The sequence below is a fragment of the Burkholderia sp. E168m15 genome (assembly GCF_016586105.1).
GTDB classification, from domain to species: Bacteria; Pseudomonadota; Gammaproteobacteria; order Burkholderiales; family Burkholderiaceae; genus Burkholderia; species Burkholderia orbicola.
In genome coordinates, this window is the sequence record NZ_BCPO01000043.1 from 28274 (window position 1) to 47272 (window position 18999).

The 18999-nt window shown below is 67.1% G+C and carries 20 protein-coding genes; 15 read left to right on the forward strand and 5 right to left on the reverse strand.

Features of this window, described 5'->3' with window-relative positions:
* The first annotated feature begins 27 nt into the window (after nucleotides 1-27).
* The 4 genes from JMF86_RS07730 (at nucleotide 28) to JMF86_RS07745 (ending at nucleotide 3757) form a co-directional block, all read left to right on the forward strand.
* Complete coding sequence (locus tag JMF86_RS07730; protein WP_200160678.1) at nucleotides 28-981, forward strand: LysR substrate-binding domain-containing protein; 954 nt, start codon at nucleotides 28-30, stop codon at nucleotides 979-981.
* Nucleotides 982-1045: 64 nt separating this feature from the next.
* Nucleotides 1046-2173 carry a tRNA 2-selenouridine(34) synthase MnmH gene (mnmH, locus tag JMF86_RS07735; protein ID WP_201316913.1) on the forward strand — a complete coding sequence of 376 codons (1128 nt, stop codon included), beginning with the start codon at nucleotides 1046-1048 and terminating at the stop codon, nucleotides 2171-2173.
* Nucleotides 2170-3228, forward strand: a complete 1059-nt coding sequence (locus JMF86_RS07740; RefSeq protein ID WP_012328432.1) for a permease — start codon at nucleotides 2170-2172, stop codon at nucleotides 3226-3228. The genes mnmH and JMF86_RS07740 overlap by 4 nt, the downstream gene beginning before the upstream one ends.
* A gap of 106 nt (nucleotides 3229-3334) precedes the next feature.
* Nucleotides 3335-3757, forward strand: coding sequence for a hypothetical protein (locus JMF86_RS07745; RefSeq protein ID WP_006484198.1), 423 nt, complete (start codon nucleotides 3335-3337; stop codon nucleotides 3755-3757).
* Nucleotides 3758-3801: 44 nt separating this feature from the next.
* Here the strand turns inward: JMF86_RS07745 and JMF86_RS07750 are convergent, their stop codons facing one another.
* Both JMF86_RS07750 and nodI read right to left on the reverse strand, forming a co-directional pair.
* Nucleotides 3802-4635 (reverse strand): ABC transporter permease, encoded by an 834-nt coding sequence (locus JMF86_RS07750; protein ID WP_201316914.1) that lies wholly within the window; start codon nucleotides 4633-4635, stop codon nucleotides 3802-3804.
* Nucleotides 4636-4641: 6 nt separating this feature from the next.
* Nucleotides 4642-5556, reverse strand: coding sequence for a nodulation factor ABC transporter ATP-binding protein NodI (gene nodI, locus JMF86_RS07755; protein ID WP_027809857.1), 915 nt, complete (start codon nucleotides 5554-5556; stop codon nucleotides 4642-4644).
* A 331-nt stretch (nucleotides 5557-5887) separates the two neighbouring features.
* On the opposite strand from nodI, the gene JMF86_RS07760 reads away from it, so the two are divergent.
* The gene (locus JMF86_RS07760) at nucleotides 5888-6385 is read left to right on the forward strand and encodes a universal stress protein (protein WP_006476080.1); all 498 of its coding nucleotides are present in this window, start codon (nucleotides 5888-5890) and stop codon (nucleotides 6383-6385) included.
* An 86-nt stretch (nucleotides 6386-6471) separates the two neighbouring features.
* Here the strand turns inward: JMF86_RS07760 and JMF86_RS07765 are convergent, their stop codons facing one another.
* The 3 genes from JMF86_RS07765 to lexA are packed head-to-tail and all read right to left on the reverse strand — an operon-like array spanning nucleotide 6472 to nucleotide 8232.
* On the reverse strand, nucleotides 6472-7194 hold the full coding sequence (locus JMF86_RS07765) for a DUF2939 domain-containing protein (RefSeq protein ID WP_201316915.1): 723 nt from the start codon (nucleotides 7192-7194) through the stop codon (nucleotides 6472-6474).
* Between the two features lie 29 nt (nucleotides 7195-7223).
* Nucleotides 7224-7559: a hypothetical protein gene (locus JMF86_RS07770; protein ID WP_006476078.1), complete on the reverse strand. Its 336-nt coding sequence runs from the start codon at nucleotides 7557-7559 to the stop codon at nucleotides 7224-7226.
* Nucleotides 7560-7584: 25 nt separating this feature from the next.
* Nucleotides 7585-8232 (reverse strand): transcriptional repressor LexA, encoded by a 648-nt coding sequence (lexA, locus tag JMF86_RS07775; RefSeq protein WP_006476077.1) that lies wholly within the window; start codon nucleotides 8230-8232, stop codon nucleotides 7585-7587.
* A gap of 264 nt (nucleotides 8233-8496) precedes the next feature.
* Between lexA and JMF86_RS07780 the strand changes: the two genes are divergently transcribed.
* The 10 genes from JMF86_RS07780 to JMF86_RS07825 all read left to right on the forward strand — a co-directional run.
* Nucleotides 8497-9534, forward strand: coding sequence for a sulfate ABC transporter substrate-binding protein (locus JMF86_RS07780; RefSeq protein WP_011545345.1), 1038 nt, complete (start codon nucleotides 8497-8499; stop codon nucleotides 9532-9534).
* Nucleotides 9535-9657: 123 nt separating this feature from the next.
* Entirely contained in the window at nucleotides 9658-10554 is an 897-nt protein-coding gene (gene cysT, locus JMF86_RS07785) for a sulfate ABC transporter permease subunit CysT (RefSeq protein WP_006476075.1), read from the forward strand.
* Nucleotides 10554-11495 (forward strand): sulfate ABC transporter permease subunit CysW, encoded by a 942-nt coding sequence (gene cysW / locus JMF86_RS07790; protein WP_201316916.1) that lies wholly within the window; start codon nucleotides 10554-10556, stop codon nucleotides 11493-11495. The genes cysT and cysW overlap by 1 nt, the downstream gene beginning before the upstream one ends.
* Before the next feature lie 13 nt (nucleotides 11496-11508).
* A complete protein-coding gene (locus JMF86_RS07795) occupies nucleotides 11509-12567 on the forward strand; it encodes a sulfate/molybdate ABC transporter ATP-binding protein (RefSeq protein ID WP_011545347.1) in 1059 nt (352 codons plus the stop codon).
* Between the two features lie 75 nt (nucleotides 12568-12642).
* Nucleotides 12643-13569, forward strand: coding sequence for a CysB family HTH-type transcriptional regulator (locus tag JMF86_RS07800; RefSeq protein WP_006476072.1), 927 nt, complete (start codon nucleotides 12643-12645; stop codon nucleotides 13567-13569).
* A 176-nt stretch (nucleotides 13570-13745) separates the two neighbouring features.
* Entirely contained in the window at nucleotides 13746-14057 is a 312-nt protein-coding gene (locus JMF86_RS07805; RefSeq protein WP_201316917.1) for a hypothetical protein, read from the forward strand.
* A gap of 252 nt (nucleotides 14058-14309) precedes the next feature.
* A complete protein-coding gene (locus tag JMF86_RS07810) occupies nucleotides 14310-15260 on the forward strand; it encodes a sugar ABC transporter substrate-binding protein (RefSeq protein ID WP_011545349.1) in 951 nt (316 codons plus the stop codon).
* Nucleotides 15261-15405: 145 nt separating this feature from the next.
* A complete protein-coding gene (locus JMF86_RS07815) occupies nucleotides 15406-17019 on the forward strand; it encodes a sugar ABC transporter ATP-binding protein (RefSeq protein ID WP_124677608.1) in 1614 nt (537 codons plus the stop codon).
* Nucleotides 17016-18035, forward strand: coding sequence for an ABC transporter permease (locus tag JMF86_RS07820; RefSeq protein WP_006476069.1), 1020 nt, complete (start codon nucleotides 17016-17018; stop codon nucleotides 18033-18035). Before JMF86_RS07815 ends, JMF86_RS07820 begins: the two co-directional genes overlap by 4 nt.
* A gap of 35 nt (nucleotides 18036-18070) precedes the next feature.
* The coding region (locus JMF86_RS07825; protein ID WP_201316918.1) for a LacI family DNA-binding transcriptional regulator at nucleotides 18071-18999 on the forward strand (929 nt) is incomplete at its 3' end.

The window sequence follows — 18999 nt, forward strand, 5'->3', positions numbered from 1 at the left end:
GGCCGGATGCGGCGCGGAGACACGACGATGGCGGCTTTTCTGCATGGCCTGGCACTGCGGTATTTCGTCGAGGTGGCGCGTACCGGCTCGATCAGCGACGCGTCCGCGCGGCTGCACGTGGCCGTGTCGGCGATCAGCCGCCAGATCGCGAAGCTGGAGAGCGAGCTCGGCGCGCCGCTGTTCGAGCGGCGGCCGCGCGGGATGGCGTTGTCGGAGGCCGGCGAGCGGTTGCTGGCGTTCGCGCAGCGCAGCCTGCTGGAGGCCGAGCACGTGATGAAGGACATCGGCGGGCTCGACGCGCTGCACGGCAGCCTGCTGAAGATCGCGTGCTCGGAAGGGTTCGCGATCGATTTCCTGCCCGGCGTGCTCGCGAGCTTCAAGGCGCGCCACCCGGGCGTCGATTTCATCGTGTGGGTCGTGTCGCCAGCGGACGCGACCCGGCGCGTGCGCGACGGCGATGCGGACATCGCGTTGACCTTCAGCCTCGCGCCGGAGAAGGGCGTGCGTGTCGACCACACGGAGCGCGCGCCGGTCTTTGCGCTGGTCCGGCACGATCACCCGCTCGCGGCGCGCGACGCGGTGTCGCTTGCCGATGTCGCGCGGTACGCGCACGTGCTGCCCGAGGCCGGCACGACGGTGCGCCAGCTGATCGACATCGCGTGTGCGCTCGACGGGCTGCTGCTCGAGCCCGAACTGACGAGCAACAACACCGCGGCGATGTACGGCTACGCACGGCGCACGGGCGCGGTGATGTTCACGGGGCTGCTGTCGGTGCGCGACCGTGCCGATGCGGACGGCTTCGTCGTCGTGCCCATGACGAACCCGCAACTGCGCGAACGCAGCATCCAGGTGCAGACGATGGCGGGGCGCGATCTGCCCGCGTCGGTACGCGCATTTCGCGACCACCTGATCGACGCGATGCAGGTTGCGTCGTCGTCGCCGACCGCCGCGCGAGGCCCGGGACGCCGGCCCGTGAGATAATCGTCAATCCGCCTTCCGTGCCCATGCGGCTCCTCGAGCCGCATCGCCCCTGTTCGACGCCAAATTGAAGAACCTGATTGTCACCCTCGATCGCGCCGGCGAGTTCGACGAGATCATCGACGTGCGCACGCCGCTCGAGTTCGCCGAGGATCATATCCCCGGCGCGCTGAACGCGCCCGTGCTCAGCAACGAAGAACGCGTGCTCGTCGGCACGATGTACCGCCAGGTGTCGCCGTACGAGGCGACGCGCGTCGGCGCGGCGATCGTCGCGCGCAACATCGCGCGCCATCTCGACACGACGTTCGCCGACCGGCCGCGCAACTGGCGGCCGCTGATCTACTGCTGGCGCGGCGGCAAGCGCTCGGGCTCGATGACGACCTGGTTCAACCTGATCGGCTGGAAGGCGCGCCAGCTCGACGGCGGCTACAAGGCGTACCGCCAGTCGGTATGCGCGACGCTCGACTCGCTGCCGACACGCTTTCGCTACATCGCGCTCGTCGGCCATACTGGCTGCGGCAAGACGCGCCTGCTGAACGCGCTGCGCGACGTGGGTGCGCAGACGCTCGATCTGGAAGCGCTCGCGTGCCATCGCGGCTCGCTGCTCGGCGCGCTGCCGGGCAAGCCGCAACCGGCGCAGAAGGGGTTCGATTCTGGGCTCGTCGAGACGCTCGGGCGTTTCGACCCTCAATGGCCGGTATTCGTGGAGTCGGAAAGCCGCAGGATCGGGCTCGTGCAGCTGCCGATCGCGCTGATCGAAGCGTTTCATGCGGGCCCGTGGGTGCAGGTCGAAGCGGCTCACGACGAGCGGATCGCGTTCCTGCTCGATGATTACGCGCACTTGTTCGACGAGCCGGATGCGTTCAAGGCACAGCTTCATCGGCTGATCGGCCTGCACAGCCGCGAAGAGGTGACGCGCTGGAAGGGGCTGATCGATGCCGGCGCGCGGGCCGATTTGTTCGCCGAACTGATCGACAGGCATTACGATCCCGCCTACGCGCGCACTTACCGCGCGACGTACAACAAGCCGAACCGGGCGCTGACCTTCACGTTCCGGCCCAACGCGGCTGACGTGCGCGAGCAGGCGCGCCTGCTGCTGGCCGAACTCGCGCAAGCCGGGTTGCCCGCTTCGGCCGCGCTCGCCGCCGGCACGGCATTCGAAACCGACAAAGACCAATCGACCACCATACGATGACGACCACACGCACCCAACCCAGTCCGGCCCTCGGCTGGATGACCTTCCTGCTGATCGCGGTCGCGGGACTGTTCTATGTGAAATGGTTCCCGTACTACAACAAGGCATTCGTTGCCGCCGAGCACCATTCGATCGGCCAGTCGATCCTGATGGGCACGTCGGCGGCCGCACCCGAGCCGTCGCTGAAGGCGGCCCTCGATTACGCGTGGGCATACGGCAAGGCGATCTGGCAGGCGATGGTGCTCGGCCTGCTGCTCGGCTCGGCCGTGCAGGCGCTGCTGCCCGCGCACTGGGTGGCGCGCGTGCTCGGCCGCACGGGGTTCGGCAGCGTCGCCGCGGGCGGGCTGCTGTCGCTGCCCGGGATGATGTGCACGTGCTGCGCGGCGCCGGTCGTCGCGGGCCTGCGGGCGCGCCACGCGTCGCCGGGCGGTGCGGTCGCGTTCTGGCTCGGCAACACGGTGCTGAACCCGGCGGCGCTGGTGTTCATGGGCTTCGTACTCGGCTGGCACTGGAGCGCGCTGCGCCTCGTGCTCGGCATCGCGATGGTGTTCGGGATCGGCTACCTGCTGAACCGCATCGCGCGTCCCGAAGACCGCAGCATCGACGATGCGCAGCTCGCCGCGCTGGCGGCCGAGCAGGCCGCGGCCGGCAATCCGTTCGTCCGCTGGATGAAGCTGCTCGCGCGCATGGCCGTGCGGCTCGTGCCCGAATACATCGTGCTCGTGCTGCTGCTCGGCGCCGCGCGCGCGTGGCTGTTCCCGCATATCGGCCCGGACATCGGCAATCACCTCGGCTGGATCGTCGCGTTCGCGGTCGCGGGCATGCTGTTCGTGATCCCGACGGCCGGCGAGGTGCCGATCATCCAGGCGATGCTGTCGCTCGGCATGGGCGTCGGTCCGGCCGCCGCGCTGCTGATGACGCTGCCGCCGATCAGCGTGCCGTCGCTGGCGATGCTCGCGCGTTCGTTCAAGCCTTACATGCTGGCGATCGTCGCGACGCTCGTCGTCGTATTCGGGATCGTGAGCGGCTTGCTCGCGATCGCGTTCGGGTTCTGACAACGCGGGCGACACGCCGGCCCGGCGCAATCGTCGCATTCGTATTCATCCGGCGCCGCCGCTTCACGTGTGCGGCGCCCTTTACAAGAAGCAAACAGGAAAACGCATGACCCAACCGAAGATTCATCCTCGACTCGAAAAGGCGCTGACGCGCGGCGATCTCGCGATCCGCCAGGCCAATTCCGCGCGGGCGACTGCCGTGCTGCAAGCACTCGGCACGATGATCATCGAGGCCTCCGCAACGATCGGTGTCGAGGCCAGCATCGACATTCCGCAAGGCGATCGCATTTACGATCCGGTCAACGGCCTGTGGCCGCAGAAGATGCTGGTGTCGTTCGACGGCCCGGTGGACGAAGCCGACAAGGAAGAACTGCGCACGGTCTATCTGGTGGCCGACGATCCGGGTACGCAGTTCCGCGTGGAATGGCATCGCGCGGACGGCAAGCTCGGCCGCCAGGAAGGTGGCCCGCTCGCGACCGTCGCGTTCCTGACCGACGTTGAAATTCCGTGGAGCGACGACGACGAGTAACGTCGTCGCATGAAGCCGGCGCCCGGTGTCCGGCGCGCCGGCCGTCAGCGCATCATCCGCCGCCGGAACAGCCACGCGGACAGCAGGAATCCGCCGACCGCGTAGCCGGCGAGCACCGCGACGTGCAGCGCGATGTCGGTCGCCGGCCGGCCGAGCATCGCGGGCCGGATCAGTTCGACCGCATTCGCGAGCGGCAGCGCCTGCGCAGCGTGCTGCGCAAGCGGCGGCAACTGCGTGATCGGGAAGAACACGCCCGACAGCAGCAGCATCGGCGTCAGCACGAGCGTCTGATAAAACATGAAGAAGTCGTAGGACGGTGCGAGCGCCGTGACGATCATCGCGATGCTGGCGAACGCGAGGCCGGCCAGCGCGATCACCGGCAGCGCGGCGAGCATCGACGGAAACTGCGCATAGCCGAGGCCGCCCGCGACGAGCATGATCGCGCCGCCCGACAGCAGCGCCTTGCTGGCCGCCCACACGATCTCGCCGAGCACGATGTCGCCGAGCGCGAGCGGCGTATGCATGATCGCTTCCCACGTGCGCTGCACGTGCATCCGCGAGAATCCCGAATACATCGACTCGAAGCTCGCGGACATCATCACGCTCGAGCCGACCGTGCCGGCCGCGAGGAACGCGATATACGACACGCCGTCGACATGGCCGAGCATCAGCCCGAGCCCGAAGCCCAGCCCGAACAGATAGATCATCGGATCGGCGAGATTGCCGAACATCGATGCGAGCGCGAGCTTGCGCCACACGAGATAGTTGCGCCGCCAGATGGCGATCCAGTTGCTTGCGTTCGCCGGCATCGCGATCGCGAAGCGCGACTCGCGCAGCGGGGCCGACGGCGTGGTGGCGGAATAGTTGCGAACGTCCATGGTCGATCAGTCCTGCATCTCGCGGCCCGTGAGCCGCAGGAACACATCCTCCAGATTGGCCGGGCGATGCAGATAGCGCAACCCCGGGCGGCCCTTGAGTCGTGCGGTGAGCGGTTCGGGATCGATCACATAGCAGAACAGTGTCTCGCCGCTGATCTCGGTGTGCTTCGCGAATGCCGACAATTCGTCGCGCAGCGCGGCCGGATCCGGCCCGTAGATCTCGATCACGTCGCAGCCGATCTCCGATTCGATCAGGGCGTGCGGCGCGCCTTCGGCAATCTTGCGGCCTTCCTCGATCACGCACAGCCGATCGCACAGGCGCTCGGCTTCCTCCATGAAATGCGTGGTGATCAGGATTGTCTTGCCGCGGGCGAGCAGCGAACGCAGCCGTTCCCACATCAGATGCCGCGCCTGCGGATCGAGGCCGGTCGTAGGCTCGTCGAGCACCAGCACATCGGGATCGTTGACGAGCGCGCGGGCGAGCGTGAGGCGGCGTTTCATGCCGCCCGACAACTCGCCGACCTTCGCATCGGCCTTGTTTTCCAGCTTCGCGAATTCGAGTAGCGGCGGCACGAGCGCGCGTGCCGCCTGCGCCGACATCCCGAAATAGCGGCTGAACACGAGCAGGTTCTCGCGCACGGTGAAGTCGGGGTCGAGATTGTCGAACTGCGGGACGACGCCGACCCGCTGGCGTGCGTGTCGCGCCCGCGATGGAACCGGTTCGCCGCACAGCGAAATGGCGCCTGCATCGGGATGCGCGAGGCCGAGCAGCATCTTCAGCGTCGTGGTCTTGCCGGCGCCGTTCGGCCCGAGCAGGCCATAGCATTCGCCGGCCTTCACGCTGAAGGACAGACCGTTGACGACGAGCTTGTCGCCATAGCGCTTTTCGACGTTGCGGAAATCGATCGGTGCGACGGACATGGGCGTGTTGTCGTTTTAAGCGGGCGCATTCTGCTGCCCGGTGCGTGGCCGGTTTGCGAACGGATCGGGCGCAGGGGTGTCTCACGGGCATGACCGAGGCGCACGACGCCGGCGCGCGGTGGCCCGCTGGAGGTCGAGCGGGCCATTCTAGTGCATTGGCCGCATCGCTTCAGGGCATGTCTGCCCGGTGTGATGCAATTGCGCACCGATCGTGCGCCGCATCATCGCGCACGCGCCGCGCGGGGCGAATCAGCGTTTTCCATCCCTTGCGTCTTGAATTGCGGCGCACCATGATGAATGCGTAGGCTCGTTGTCGCGATAGGGAGGCTTCATGGCTAGCTACAACAAGATTTTGCTGTGTTACGACGGCACGCTCGAAGGGCGCAAGGCGCTGCGTTACGGGGCCAATCTCGCAATGGACCTGAAGGCCGAAACGCATTTGCTGTCGGTCGTCGACATGCGTTCGAGCATTGCGCAAAGTGCAGGTTTGCTGACCGATGTCGCATGCGGACGCTTCGAGGAAACCGCGCGCGAAATCCTGCAGGAAGGCGTGAACTGGCTGCGCGAGCGCGGCGTGCAGGCCGAAGGCCATTTCGCATTCGGTTATCCGATCGACGAAATCGCGAATCTCGCGTCTGAACTGAAGGTCGACCTCGTCGTCGTCGGCCACCGGTGCCGCAGCGGATTGTCGAGATGGTGGATGGGGTCGGGCAATACGCAACTGCTCGATCGCGTGAACTGCAGCATCCTGGTGGCGTGTTCGTCGGCGGAAGAGCAGAAGGCCGAAATCGCGCGCGAGCGTGAAGCGGCTACGGCGAACGGCAAATGACCTAAAGGCTCGACGACTGCCTGACCGGCGATGCGGCCGGTCAGGTGCCGCGCTGCATCAGCAGTGCGGGCATCGAATGCGGCCTGCTACGCATGCAGGTCGATCCCCGACAATTTCCACGAAAACAGCCCGAAGCGGTGGAAAATCGCCGCATAGCGCGTGCCGTCGGCACTGCGCTGGTACGTCACGACGAATTCGTCGATATTTCGATAGCCCGCGCTGGTTTGCTGCTGGTGCGGCGCCTGGGTTGCTTCGCTCGGGCTGGCCGGTGCGGCGGGCACGGGTGCCGGCGACGAGGCCGCCGGAGCGGCCGCGTTGCTGCCCGGTACGGCAGTACTGGCCGGAGCAGGATTGGCGGCCGGCGGCGCGGCAGGCGTGTTGCCGGGGGCATTACCTGCTGGCGGCCGATTCGACCACTCAGGCGGACGCTCGCCCGGATTGCCGCGTGGCGGCAATCCGCTCATCAGCGCAGCGACGCCTTCCGGGGTCGCGTACGCATCGACCAGCGGGCCAATCAGCGCGGACCCGATCAGCGCGCCGATCACCGCGAACGGATTGTCCTTCTTCACTGCGTCGATCCGGCGCATCAACTCTTCCGTGACCTGCTGCTTCAGGCTGATGCGCAGCGACGGAAAGTCGACGTACTCGCTGATCGCCTGCGCATCGCGTGCATCGATCGCCGATTTCAGGCGACCGAGCGCGACATACGGCGACGCGTATGCATAGCCGAGCGCCCCAATCAGGGCGACGACCAGCGCGACGATCAGCAGGGACTTGAGTCGCCATGCGCGGCGCGACGATCCAGTCACGTTGCCTCCGGTGCGGGACGGTTCCGCAATCAGAGACCGCCCGGCGTGGCCGATCGTTCCTCTGCGATGCAGCGATCGATCATCCGGCACACGGCATCGATCGTGCCCACCATGATCAAGCGCGACCGGCCGTGATAGACGCGCACCGGCGCGCGGCGCGCGGGTTCCGCGTGATTGAGACCGGCGTTCAGCGAGACCCGCGCGAACGCGGGGAGCGCTGACGGCAGCAGGGACGCCTGCCGTTCGACTGCGACTTCTTCTTGCACTGGCGCCGCCGCGGACAGCGGTGCGCAGGGCGTGCGGCCGCGCAGATGACGCAGGCGACCGAATTGACGGAAAGGCAGCAGGCGGGCAAGGCGTTCCATGATGTTCTCCTGGAGAGACGGAATGTCAGAGTTCGCCCGAGCGGATCAGCCCGACGGCGATGCCTTCCAGCGCGAAATCCGCGCTGCCGGCCTTGACGAAGATGTTTTCGTAATCCGGGTTCTCCGCGATCAGCTCGAGGCCGCCGGGCCGGCGCATCAGCCGCTTGACCGTGACGTCGTCGCCGAGACGCGCGACGATGATCTGGCCGTCCTTCGCTTCCGTGCGCTTCTGCACGGCGAGGAGGTCGCCGTCGAGAATGCCGGCGTCGCGCATCGACAGGCCGCGCACCTTCAACAGGTAGTCGGGCTTGCTGGTGAACAGCGCGGGATCGCACGCGTAGTGCTGCGAGATGTGCTCCTGCGCAAGGATCGGGCTACCGGCCGCGACGCGGCCGACGAGCGGCAGCGACAGTTGCATCAGGCCGGCATGCGGCAGCGTGAACTGGTGCGGGGCGTCGTCGATGCCGAGCAGCCGGATGCCGCGCGATGCGCCGGCGGCCAGCTCGATCACGCCCTTGCGAGCCAGCGCGCGCAGGTGCTCCTCGGCCGCATTCGGCGAGCTGAAGCCCAGTTCGGCCGCAATCTCGGCACGGGTGGGCGGGAATCCGGAGCGCTCGATCGCGCGACGGATCAAGTCGAACACTTGCTGCTGACGGGCGGTGAGTTTGGTCATGGCTCAACTGTATGGATAGACAGTGAGCTGTATTTTTATACAGTACTTGGCGAATTTCAAGTGTTACTTGAGGTTCGACGCGATCGCGGCGGTTCCGGCGTGATTTCGCGACGCCCGGACGCCGGTTCGTCCGCCGCAACCGTCCATCCCGTCTGCGTTAGCACTTTTGAGTATTAAAAAATAAGGAACGATTATTTTTAATCATGTAACCCGTTCGATAGACTGGCCCGACATCGCAATACCGACAACACTGGAGAACCAAGGATGGCGAAGCGCAATACGGGGCTGGTGGGCGGAGTGGGCCGCCTGATCGCAACACTCGCGCTGGGCGCGGCGGCGGCGCTGGGCGTCGCGACGCATGCCCAGGCCGATACGACCTTCCTGAATGTGTCGTACGACCCGACGCGCGAGCTGTATCAGGATTTCAACCAGGCGTTCGGCAAGGAGTGGAAGGCGAAGACGGGCGAAACCGTCAACTTCAAGCAGTCGCACGGCGGCTCGGGCGCGCAGGCGCGCTCGGTGCTCGACGGCCTGCAGGCCGACGTCGTCACGCTGGCGCTGGCGTACGACATCGACGCGCTCGCGAACAAGGGGCTCGTGAACAAGGATTGGCAGAAGCGTCTGCCCGACAACGCATCGCCGTACACGTCGACGATCGTGTTCCTGGTGCGCAAGGGCAACCCGAAGGGGATCAAGGACTGGGACGACCTGACCAAGCCGGGCATCTCGATCGTCACGCCGAACCCGAAGACCTCGGGCGGCGCACGCTGGAACTACCTGGCCGCATGGGCCTACGCGCAGCACAAGCCGGGCGGCAACGAGCAGACGGCGAAGGAATTCGTCACGAAGCTCTACAAGAACGCAGGCGTGCTCGATTCGGGCGCGCGGGGCGCGACGACGAGCTTCGTGCAGCGCGGGATCGGCGACGTGCTGATCGCCTGGGAAAACGAGGCGTTCCTGTCGGTCAAGGAATTCGGTACCGACAAGTTCGAGATCGTCGTGCCGTCGGTGAGCATCCTGGCCGAGCCGCCCGTCGCGGTGGTCGACAAGGTGGTCGACAAGAAGGGCACGCGCAAGCTGGCCGAGGCCTACCTGAACTACCTGTACAGCCCGCAGGGCCAGGAAATCGCGGCGCGCAACTACTACCGGCCGCGTTCGAAGAACGTGCCGGCGGAGCTGACCAAGCAGTTCCCGAAGCTGAAGCTGTACACGGTCGACGACACGTTCGGCGGCTGGACGAATGCGCAGAAGACGCATTTCGCGGACGGCGGCGTGTTCGATTCGATCTACAAGCCGCAGTAACGCCATAACGACAAGCGGCGCGCCACGACAGCGCGCCGCACCCCCGACGGGCCGCCGGCGCGATTCACTGCGCCGGCGTTTGCGTCGGACCCGTGAGCAGCATCGACCCAGCAAGAGCATCCGATGACGACGTACACCTTTCGCAAGCCGAGCGCGCTGCCCGGTTTCGGCGTGACACTCGGCATCACGGTGGCCTATTTGAGCCTCGTGGTGCTGATTCCGCTCGCCGCCACGTTCCTGAAGACCGCGACGCTGTCGTGGGACCAGTTCGTCACCGCCGTCACGTCGCCGCGCGTGCTCGCGTCGTACCGGCTGACGTTCTCGGCCGCGCTCGGCGGCGCGCTGATCAATGCCGTGTTCGGCTTCCTCGTCGCATGGGTGCTGGTGCGCTACACGTTCCCGTTCAAGCGTCTCGTCGATGCGGTCGTCGACCTGCCGTTCGCGCTGCCGACGTCGGTGGCCGGCATCTCGCTCGCGGCCGTCTACGCGACCAACGGCTGGGTCGGCCAGTATCTGGCGCCGCTCGGCATCAAGATCGCGTTCACGCCGGCCGGCGTGCTGGTCGCGCTGACCTTCATCGGGCTGCCGTTCGTCGTGCGCACCGTGCAGCCGGTGCTCGAGGATTTCGAGCGCGAGCAGGAAGAGGCCGCCGCGTGCCTCGGCGCGTCGCGCTGGCTGACGTTCCGCCGCGTCGTGCTGCCGGCCGTGCTGCCGGCGCTGCTCACCGGTTTCGCGCTCGCGTTCGCGCGCGCGCTCGGCGAATACGGCTCGGTGATCTTCATCGCCGGCAACGTGCCGATGAAATCCGAGATCACGTCGCTGTTGATCATCACGAAGCTCGAGCAGTACGACTACGCGGGCGCGACCGCGCTGGCGGTCGTGATGCTGGTCGTGTCGTTCCTGATGCTGCTGCTGATCAACACGCTGCAGTGGTATCTGCAGCGTCGTACGAGCAAGGGCGCGAGCGGTCCGGCGCCCGCCACCGTCACCGCCGCTGCTGCCGCCGCAGGAGGCCAGTAATGACCCAGGAGGCCACCGTCGTGCTGAAAACCCCGTCGCCGGCCGCGCGTACCGCGAAGCGGCTCGACCCCGTCAGCGAGTCGCGCGTCGTGCGCTGGCTGCTCACGGGCATCGCGCTGGCGTTCCTCGCGTTCTTCCTCGTCGTGCCGCTCGCCGCGGTGTTCGTCGAGGCGCTGCGCAAGGGCATCGGCTTCTATCTCGAATCACTGGCTGATCCCGACGCGTGGTCGGCGATCAAGCTGACGCTCACCGTCGCCGTGATCGCCGTGCCGCTGAACCTCGTGTTCGGCGTGTGCGCATCGTGGGCGATCGCGAAGTTCGAATTCCGCGGCAAGGCGCTGCTGACGACGCTGATCGATCTGCCGTTCTCGGTGTCGCCGGTGATCTCGGGCCTCGTGTACGTGCTGCTGTTCGGCGCGCAGGGCTGGTTCGGGCCGTGGCTGCAGGATCACGACGTGCAGATCATCTTCGCGGTGCCGGGCATCGTGCTCGCGACGATCTTCGTCACGTTCCCGTTCGTCGCGCGCGAGCTGATCCCGCTGATGCAGGCGCAAGGCACCGACGAGGAAGAAGCCGCGCGCGTGCTCGGCGCGTCGGGCTGGCAGATCTTCCGCCGCGTGACGCTGCCGAACGTGAAATGGGGCCTGCTGTACGGCGTGATCCTGTGCAATGCGCGCGCGATGGGCGAGTTCGGCGCGGTATCGGTCGTGTCCGGCCACATTCGCGGCGTGACCGACACGATGCCGCTGCACGTGGAGATCCTGTACAACGAATACAACTTCGCGGCGGCGTTCGCGGTGGCGTCGGTGCTGGCGCTGCTTGCGCTCGTCACGCTCGCGCTGAAGCTGATCGCCGAGCGTCATCTGGCGGCCGAACTGGCCGACGCGGACGCTGTCCCCGCACATGCCGGCCCTGTCGGCGCCGTTTCGTCGAAATCGTAAAGAGGCAACCAGAATGGGTATCACCGTCCGTAACCTTCAGAAGCGCTTCGGCGATTTCACGGCGCTCGACAACGTCTCGCTCGACTTCCCGCCCGGCGAACTGGTCGCGCTGCTCGGGCCGTCCGGCTGCGGCAAGACCACGCTGCTGCGCGTGATCGCGGGCCTCGAGCACGCGGACGCCGGCCAGGTCGTGCTGCAGGGGCTCGACGTCGCGTCGGTCGGCGCGCGAGATCGCCAGGTCGGCTTCGTGTTCCAGCACTACGCGCTGTTCCGCCACATGACGGTGTTCGAGAACGTCGCGTTCGGGCTGCGCGTGAAGCCGCGCCGCGAGCGGCCGTCGGAAGCCGCGATTCGCGAGAAGGTGCACGAACTGCTCAAGCTCGTGCAGCTCGACTGGCTCGCGCAGCGCTATCCGTCCGAGCTGTCGGGCGGCCAGCGCCAGCGCATCGCGCTGGCCCGCGCGCTCGCGGTCGAGCCGAAGGTGCTGCTGCTAGACGAACCGTTCGGCGCACTCGACGCGAAGGTCCGCAAGGAATTGCGCGGCTGGCTGCGTCGCCTGCACGACGACCTGCACATCTCGACGATCTTCGTCACGCACGACCAGGAAGAGGCGCTCGAAGTGGCCGATCGCATCGTCGTGCTGAATCGCGGCCACGTCGAGCAGGTCGGCAGCCCGCAGGACGTCTACGATCATCCGCAAAGCGCGTTCGTGTACGAGTTCCTCGGTGCGGCGAACCGGTTGCCGGGCACGGTCGCCGGGCGCGGCTTCGTCGCCGAGGGCGCGGCTGCGCCGATCGAGGTCGACGCCGATTTCGCGGGCCCCGCGAACGCGTACGTCCGGCCGCACGATCTGCAGCTGTGGCCGGTGGGCGAAGGGCATCGCGACGGCATCGCGGTGGACGTGCGGCGCGTGATTCCGCTCGGCGGTTCGGTGCGGGTGGAGCTCGAGGCGCGCGCGGGCGGCGCGCTCGAGGCGGAACTCGATCGCGACGCATGGCGGGCGCTGTCGCTGCAGGTCGGCGACGGCGCGACGGCCGTACCGCGCGCCGTGCGGGTATTTCCCGCGCGTTGACGAGACAAAGCAGGGCAGAGGGCGGGTTTCGCTCCGATTGAACAATCAAACAACGACAGCCTAAGAGGCATACCCATGAATTTTCAGCAATTGCGGTTCGTGCGCGAAGCGGTGCGCCAGAACATGAACCTGACGGAAGTCGCGAACGTGCTGTACACGTCGCAGTCGGGCGTGTCGAAACAGATCAAGGATCTGGAAGATGAGCTGGGCGTCGACATCTTCATTCGGCGCGGCAAGCGGCTGACGGGGCTCACGGAGCCCGGCAAGGCGGTGCACCAGCTGATCGAGCGGATGCTGCTCGACGCCGAGAACCTGCGCCGCGTCGCGCGCCAGTTCGCCGATCAGGATAGCGGCCATCTCGTCGTCGCGACGACGCACACGCAGGCGCGCTACGCGTTGCCGAAGGTGATCCGGCAGTTCACCGACGTGTTCCCGAAGGTGCATCTCGCGCTGCGCCAGGGCAGCCCGCAGCAGATCGCGCAGATGATCCTGAACGGCGAGGCCGATCTGGGCATCTCGACCGAGGCGCTCGACCGCTATCCTGACATCGTCACGTTCCCGTGCTATTCGTGGCACCACACGGTCGTCGTGCCGAAGGGCCATCCGCTCGTCGGCCGCGCGAACCTGACGCTCGAGGAAATCGCCGAGTACCCGATCATCACGTACGACCAGGACTTCACGGGCCGTTCGCACATCGACCAGGCGTTCACGCAGGCGGGCGCCGTGCCCGACGTCGTGCTGACCGCGATCGACGCGGACGTGATCAAGACTTACGTCGAACTCGGGATGGGGATCGGCGTGGTCGCGGCGATGGCTTACGATCCGCAGCGCGACACGGGGCTCGTCGCGCTCGATACGCAACACCTGTTCGAGGCGAGCACGACGCGGGTCGGGCTGCGCAAGGGCGCGTTCCTGCGTGCGTATGCGTACCGGCTGATCGAAATGTTCGCGCCGCACCTGAACGAAGCGGAAATCGCGGGGCTGTTGCGCGAAGCCGTTTGATTTGACCCGAGCGTGTCGCGCGCCGTCCGGGCCGTTGCCGCGGATGGCGCGACTTGCACCACGTGTGCGTTGCCGCATACGGCACCGGGCGGCGGCAGGGGATTGCCGCCATCACGGCTGAAGCATCCGCCGATGCGATAACACGCAAGGTGCGTCGCGTCAGGTGACGATCGCCGATGTTTTCAGCCAACAGAAAAACAAGAACAACCTGCGACGCCGAACCTCGGCGCGAAACGCACAATCGGCAGTCGTCCTCGTTCACAAGGCTGCGCGTTCAAATCACCGGTTCCGTCACAGTCGACGACATATCGCGACGGCGAACGCGGCCGGGCTTCGTGCCGATCGTCGACGCGATCACGCTGTCCGGAACGACCCGCGCCATCACCGGCAAGCCGGCTACGAAGCACTTCGACGATCCGCCGCCGGCGTCGCGAGTGTCGTATTTGCGCGTCGTGAAGCGCGCTCGCGCGCTCCGAATAAACCCTTAAATATTGATCAGACAGGTTGCGCGCCGAAGCGAATCGGTACAGCATAGCCTTCACTCCGCCGGCGTCCCGCCGGCGGTGGCGCGTCAACGACAGCACGCGCCAGGCAGTCGGCCGTCTGCCTCGCTTCCATTCCGTGGTACCGACAGCAGCATCGATGGCCATTGCCCGGGTAGAGTGGCGCAAACGTTTGCTCACATTAAAACAACAGTCGAATAACAATCCGGCCTTCGGGCCAGTCGCCAGGAGATGTGTATGAATGTCCGCTTTCGCCGTCGCTTCCTGACCGCCGCGCTCGCCGCCGTCGCGGTGGCCGCCGCACCGGCCGTCCACGCGCAATCCGCGGCCAAGCCGAAGGTCGCGCTCGTGATGAAGTCGCTCGCCAACGAGTTCTTCCTGACCATGGAAACGGGCGCGAAGGAATACCAGAAGCACAACGCGAACCAGTTCGACCTGATCACCAACGGCATCAAGGACGAGACCGACACCGCGAACCAGATCCGCATCGTCGAGCAGATGATCGTGTCGAAGGTCGATGCGATCGTGCTCGCGCCGGCCGATTCGAAGGCGCTCGTGCCGGTCGTGAAGAAGGCCGTGGACGCCGGCATCGTCGTCGTGAACATCGACAACCGGCTCGATCCCGACGTGCTGAAGTCGAAGAACCTGAACGTGCCGTTCGTCGGTCCGGACAACCGCAAGGGCGCGCGCAAGATCGGCGATTACCTCGCGAAGCGGCTGAAGGCGGGCGACCAGGTCGGCATCGTCGAAGGCGTGTCGACGACGACCAACGCGCAGCAGCGCACGGCCGGCTTCCAGGACGCGATGAAGGCGGGCGGGATGAAGGTCGTGTCGGTGCAGTCGGGCGAATGGGAGATCGACAAGGGCAATGCGGTGGCCGCCGCGATGCTCAACGAATACCCGAACCTGAAGGCGCTGCTGTGCGGCAACGACAACATGGCGATCGGCGCCGTGTCGGCCGTGCGCGCGGCCGGCAAGCAGGGCAAGGTGCTCGTGGTCGGCTACGACAACATCAACGCGATCAAGCCGATGCTGAAGGACGGCCGCGTGCTCGCGACCGCCGACCAGTACGCGGCGAAGCAGGCCGTGTTCGGTATCGACACGGCGCTCAAGGCGATCGCCGAGCATCGCAAGCAGGCCGACATGTCCGGCGTGGTCGAGACGCCGGTGGATCTCGTGACGAAGTAACGCCGCGCCGATCCGGCCGCCGCCCTCAAGAATCCGGCGCGGCGGCCGTTATCCGGTGTGAGCGCGATCACGGCCACTGCATGCACATGCACTAGTGAGCGTCATACCCGCGCGCCCCGTGCGCGCGGCCGCAACCAGGATCGCGATGGAACCGACCTTCCAACCCTCCCGTTCAGCCCATCCCGTGCTGTCCGTATCCGGCATCGGCAAGACCTATGCCGAACCCGTGCTCGCCGACGTCACGCTGACGCTCGACGCGGGCCAGGCGCTCGCGCTCACGGGCGAGAACGGCGCCGGCAAGAGCACGCTGTCGAAAATCATCGGCGGGCTCGTCGACCCGACCACCGGCACGATGCAACTCGGCGGTGAGGCGTACGCGCCGGCGAGCCGCACGCAGGCCGAGGCGCTCGGCGTGCGCATGGTGATGCAGGAGCTGAACCTGCTGCCGACGCTGAGCGTCGCCGAAAACCTGTTCCTGAACCGCCTGCCGCGGCGCTTCGGAATCATCGATCGCGCGCGGCTGCGCGACGACGCGCGGGCCGCGATGGCGCAGGTCGGGCTCGACGCGGTCGACCCCGATACGCCGGTCGGCGCGCTCGGCATCGGCCACCAGCAGATGGTCGAGATCGCGCGCAACCTGATCGGCGATTGCCGCGTGCTGATTCTCGACGAGCCGACCGCGATGCTGACCGCGCGCGAAGTCGAGCTGCTGTTCGAGCAGATCGACCGGCTGAAGGCGCGCGGCGTCGCGATCGTCTACATCTCGCACCGGCTCGAAGAGCTTGCGCGCGTCGCCGAGCGCGTCGCGGTGCTGCGCGACGGCCGGCTCGTGCACGCGGGGGACATGGCGGCGACGACGTCCGACGGGCTCGTCACGCTGATGGTCGGGCGCGAGATCGGCGAGCACATCGATCTCGGCGAGCGCCGCTTCGGCGCGCCGCGGCTCGCGGTCTCGGGCCTCACGCGCGGCACGGCGGTGCGCGACGTGTCGCTCGAGGTGCGCGCGGGCGAGATCTTCGGCATCTCGGGGCTGATCGGCGCGGGACGCACCGAGCTGCTGCGGCTGATCTACGGCGCCGATACGCCGGATGCCGGAACGATCGCGGTCGGCCAGCCGCTGAAGCCGGCGCGCATCGCGTCGCCGGTCGACGCGGTGAAGCTGGGCATCGCGCTGATCACCGAGGATCGCAAGGGCGAAGGGCTGCTGCTGTCGCAGTCGATCACCGCGAACGTGTCGCTCGGCCAGCTCGACCGGCTCGCGCGCGGCGGCATCGTCGATGCCGCACGTGAAACAGCGCTCGCCGAGCAGCAGATCGATGCGCTGCGAATTCGTACGCACGGGGCGGCGCAGCCCGTCGGCGAACTGTCGGGCGGCAACCAGCAGAAGGTCGTGATCGGCCGCTGGCTTGCGCGCGACATGGGCGTGCTGCTGTTCGACGAGCCGACGCGCGGGATCGACGTCGGCGCCAAATTCGAGATCTACACTTTGATGGGCGCGCTCGCGCGCGAAGGCCGCGCGCTGGTGGTCGTATCGAGCGACCTGCGCGAGCTGATGCTGATCTGCGACCGGATCGGCGTGATGTCGGCCGGGCGCATGACCGCCGTGTTCGAGCGCGGCAACTGGACCCAGGATGCGCTGCTGGCCGCGGCGTTCGCCGGCTTCGGCCGCGAGACGCCGGCGGCCGCCATGCAGCATCCGGACGCGGGGCAGGCGCGCGGCGCCGCTCCGGGCACTTCGACGACAGGACCACAGCAATGACCCAGCCTCCCGTATCCCCGACCGACGCAGGCGCGCAGCAGGACGTGACGGGGCGCCGCGCGCGCACGCTGTCCGGCACGCGGCTCGGCCTGTCGAACTATCTCGGGCTGGCCGGCGCGCTGGCCGCGATGATCGCGCTGTTCTCGGTGCTGAGCTCGCATTTCCTGACCTACGACACGTTCAGCACGATCGCGAACCAGATTCCCGATCTCGTCGTGATGTCGGTCGGGATGACCTTCGTGCTGATCATCGCCGGGATCGACCTGTCGGTCGGCTCGGTGCTCGCGCTCGCCGCGTCGATGGTCAGCGTCGCCGCGCTGAAATGGCAGTGGGGGCCGCTGCCGGCCGCGCTGATCGGGATCGCGGTCGCGACCGCGACGGGCGCGCTGACGGGCGCGGTCACGGTGGGCTGGCGGATTCCGTCGTTCATCGTGTCGCTCGGCGTGCTGGAGGCCGCGCGCGGCCTCGCGTACCAGCTGACGAATTCGCGCACCGCGTATATCGGCGACGCGTTCGATTTCCTGTCGAACCCGATCGCGCTGGGCATTTCGCCGGCGTTCCTGATCGCGGTCGCGGTGATGATCGCGGCCCAGTTCGTGCTCACGCGCACGGTGTTCGGGCGCTATCTGGTCGGGATCGGCACGAACGAGGAAGCGGTGCGGCTTGCCGGGGTTAACCCGAGGCCGTATAAAATCCTCGTATTCGCGCTGATGGGCGCGCTCGCGGGGCTCGCGTCGCTGTTCCAGATTTCGCGGCTCGAGGCGGCCGATCCGAACGCGGGCGCGGGCCTCGAACTGCAGGTGATCGCCGCCGTCGTGATCGGCGGCACGAGCCTGATGGGCGGGCGCGGCTCGGTGATCAGCACGTTCTTCGGCGTGTTGATCATCTCCGTGCTGGCCGCGGGGCTGGCGCAGATCGGGGCGAACGAGCCGACGAAGCGGATCATCACGGGTGCGGTGATCGTGGTGGCGGTCGTGCTCGATACGTATCGCAGCCGGCGTACGCGCGTGCGGTAAAAAGATAGACAGAACAGACCAGAGAGAAACGGGAAATGGCGACGATCAAGGATGTGGCGGCCATGGCGGGCGTGTCGTTTACGACCGTCTCGCACGTGGTGAACAATTCGCGGCCGGTGTCCGCGGATGTGCGTGCGAAGGTCGAGGGCGCGATCCGCGAGCTGAATTACGTGCCGTCGGCCGTGGCGCGCTCGCTGAAGGCGCGGGCGACGGCGACGATCGGCCTCGTCGTGCCGAACAGCACGAATCCGTACTTCGCCGAGCTTGCGCGCGGCATCGAGGATCAGTGCGCGGCCAACGGCTATTGCGTGTTCTTCTGCAATTCGGACGACGATCCCGTGAAGCAGCGCAACTACCTGCGCGTGTTGCAGGAAAAGCGCATCGACGGGCTGATCGTCGCGTCGGCGGGCGAGGACGCGGTGCTCGCGCAGACGCTCGCGGATATCCATGCGCCGCTCGTCGTGGTCGACCGCAACATCGAGGGTCTCGCGGCCGATCTCGTGCAGATCGACCACGAGCGCGGCGCGTATCTCGCGACGCGCCACCTGCTCGAACTCGGGCACGCGAAGATCGGCTGCATCACCGGGCCGACCGACACCGCCGTCAGCGCGATGCGCGTGCACGGCTTCATCCGCGCGATGGCCGAGCGTGGCGTCGACATCGTGCCGGGCGCGATCGCCGAAAGCGATTTCTCGTGCCTGGGCGGCTATCACGCAGCGTCGCGGCTGTTCGAATCGGTGCGGCCGAGCGCGATTTTCGCGGGCAACGACCTGATGGGCGTCGGCGCGCTGCGCGCGGCGGCCGAGCGCGGGATGCGCGTGCCCGACGACTGCTCGATCATCGGCTTCGACGACATCGAATTTTCCCGCTACACGTATCCGGCGCTGTCGACGGTCGGCCAGTCGGTGCGCGCGCTCGGCGAAATGGCCGCGCAGACGCTGATCGAACGGATCGGCGGCGGTTC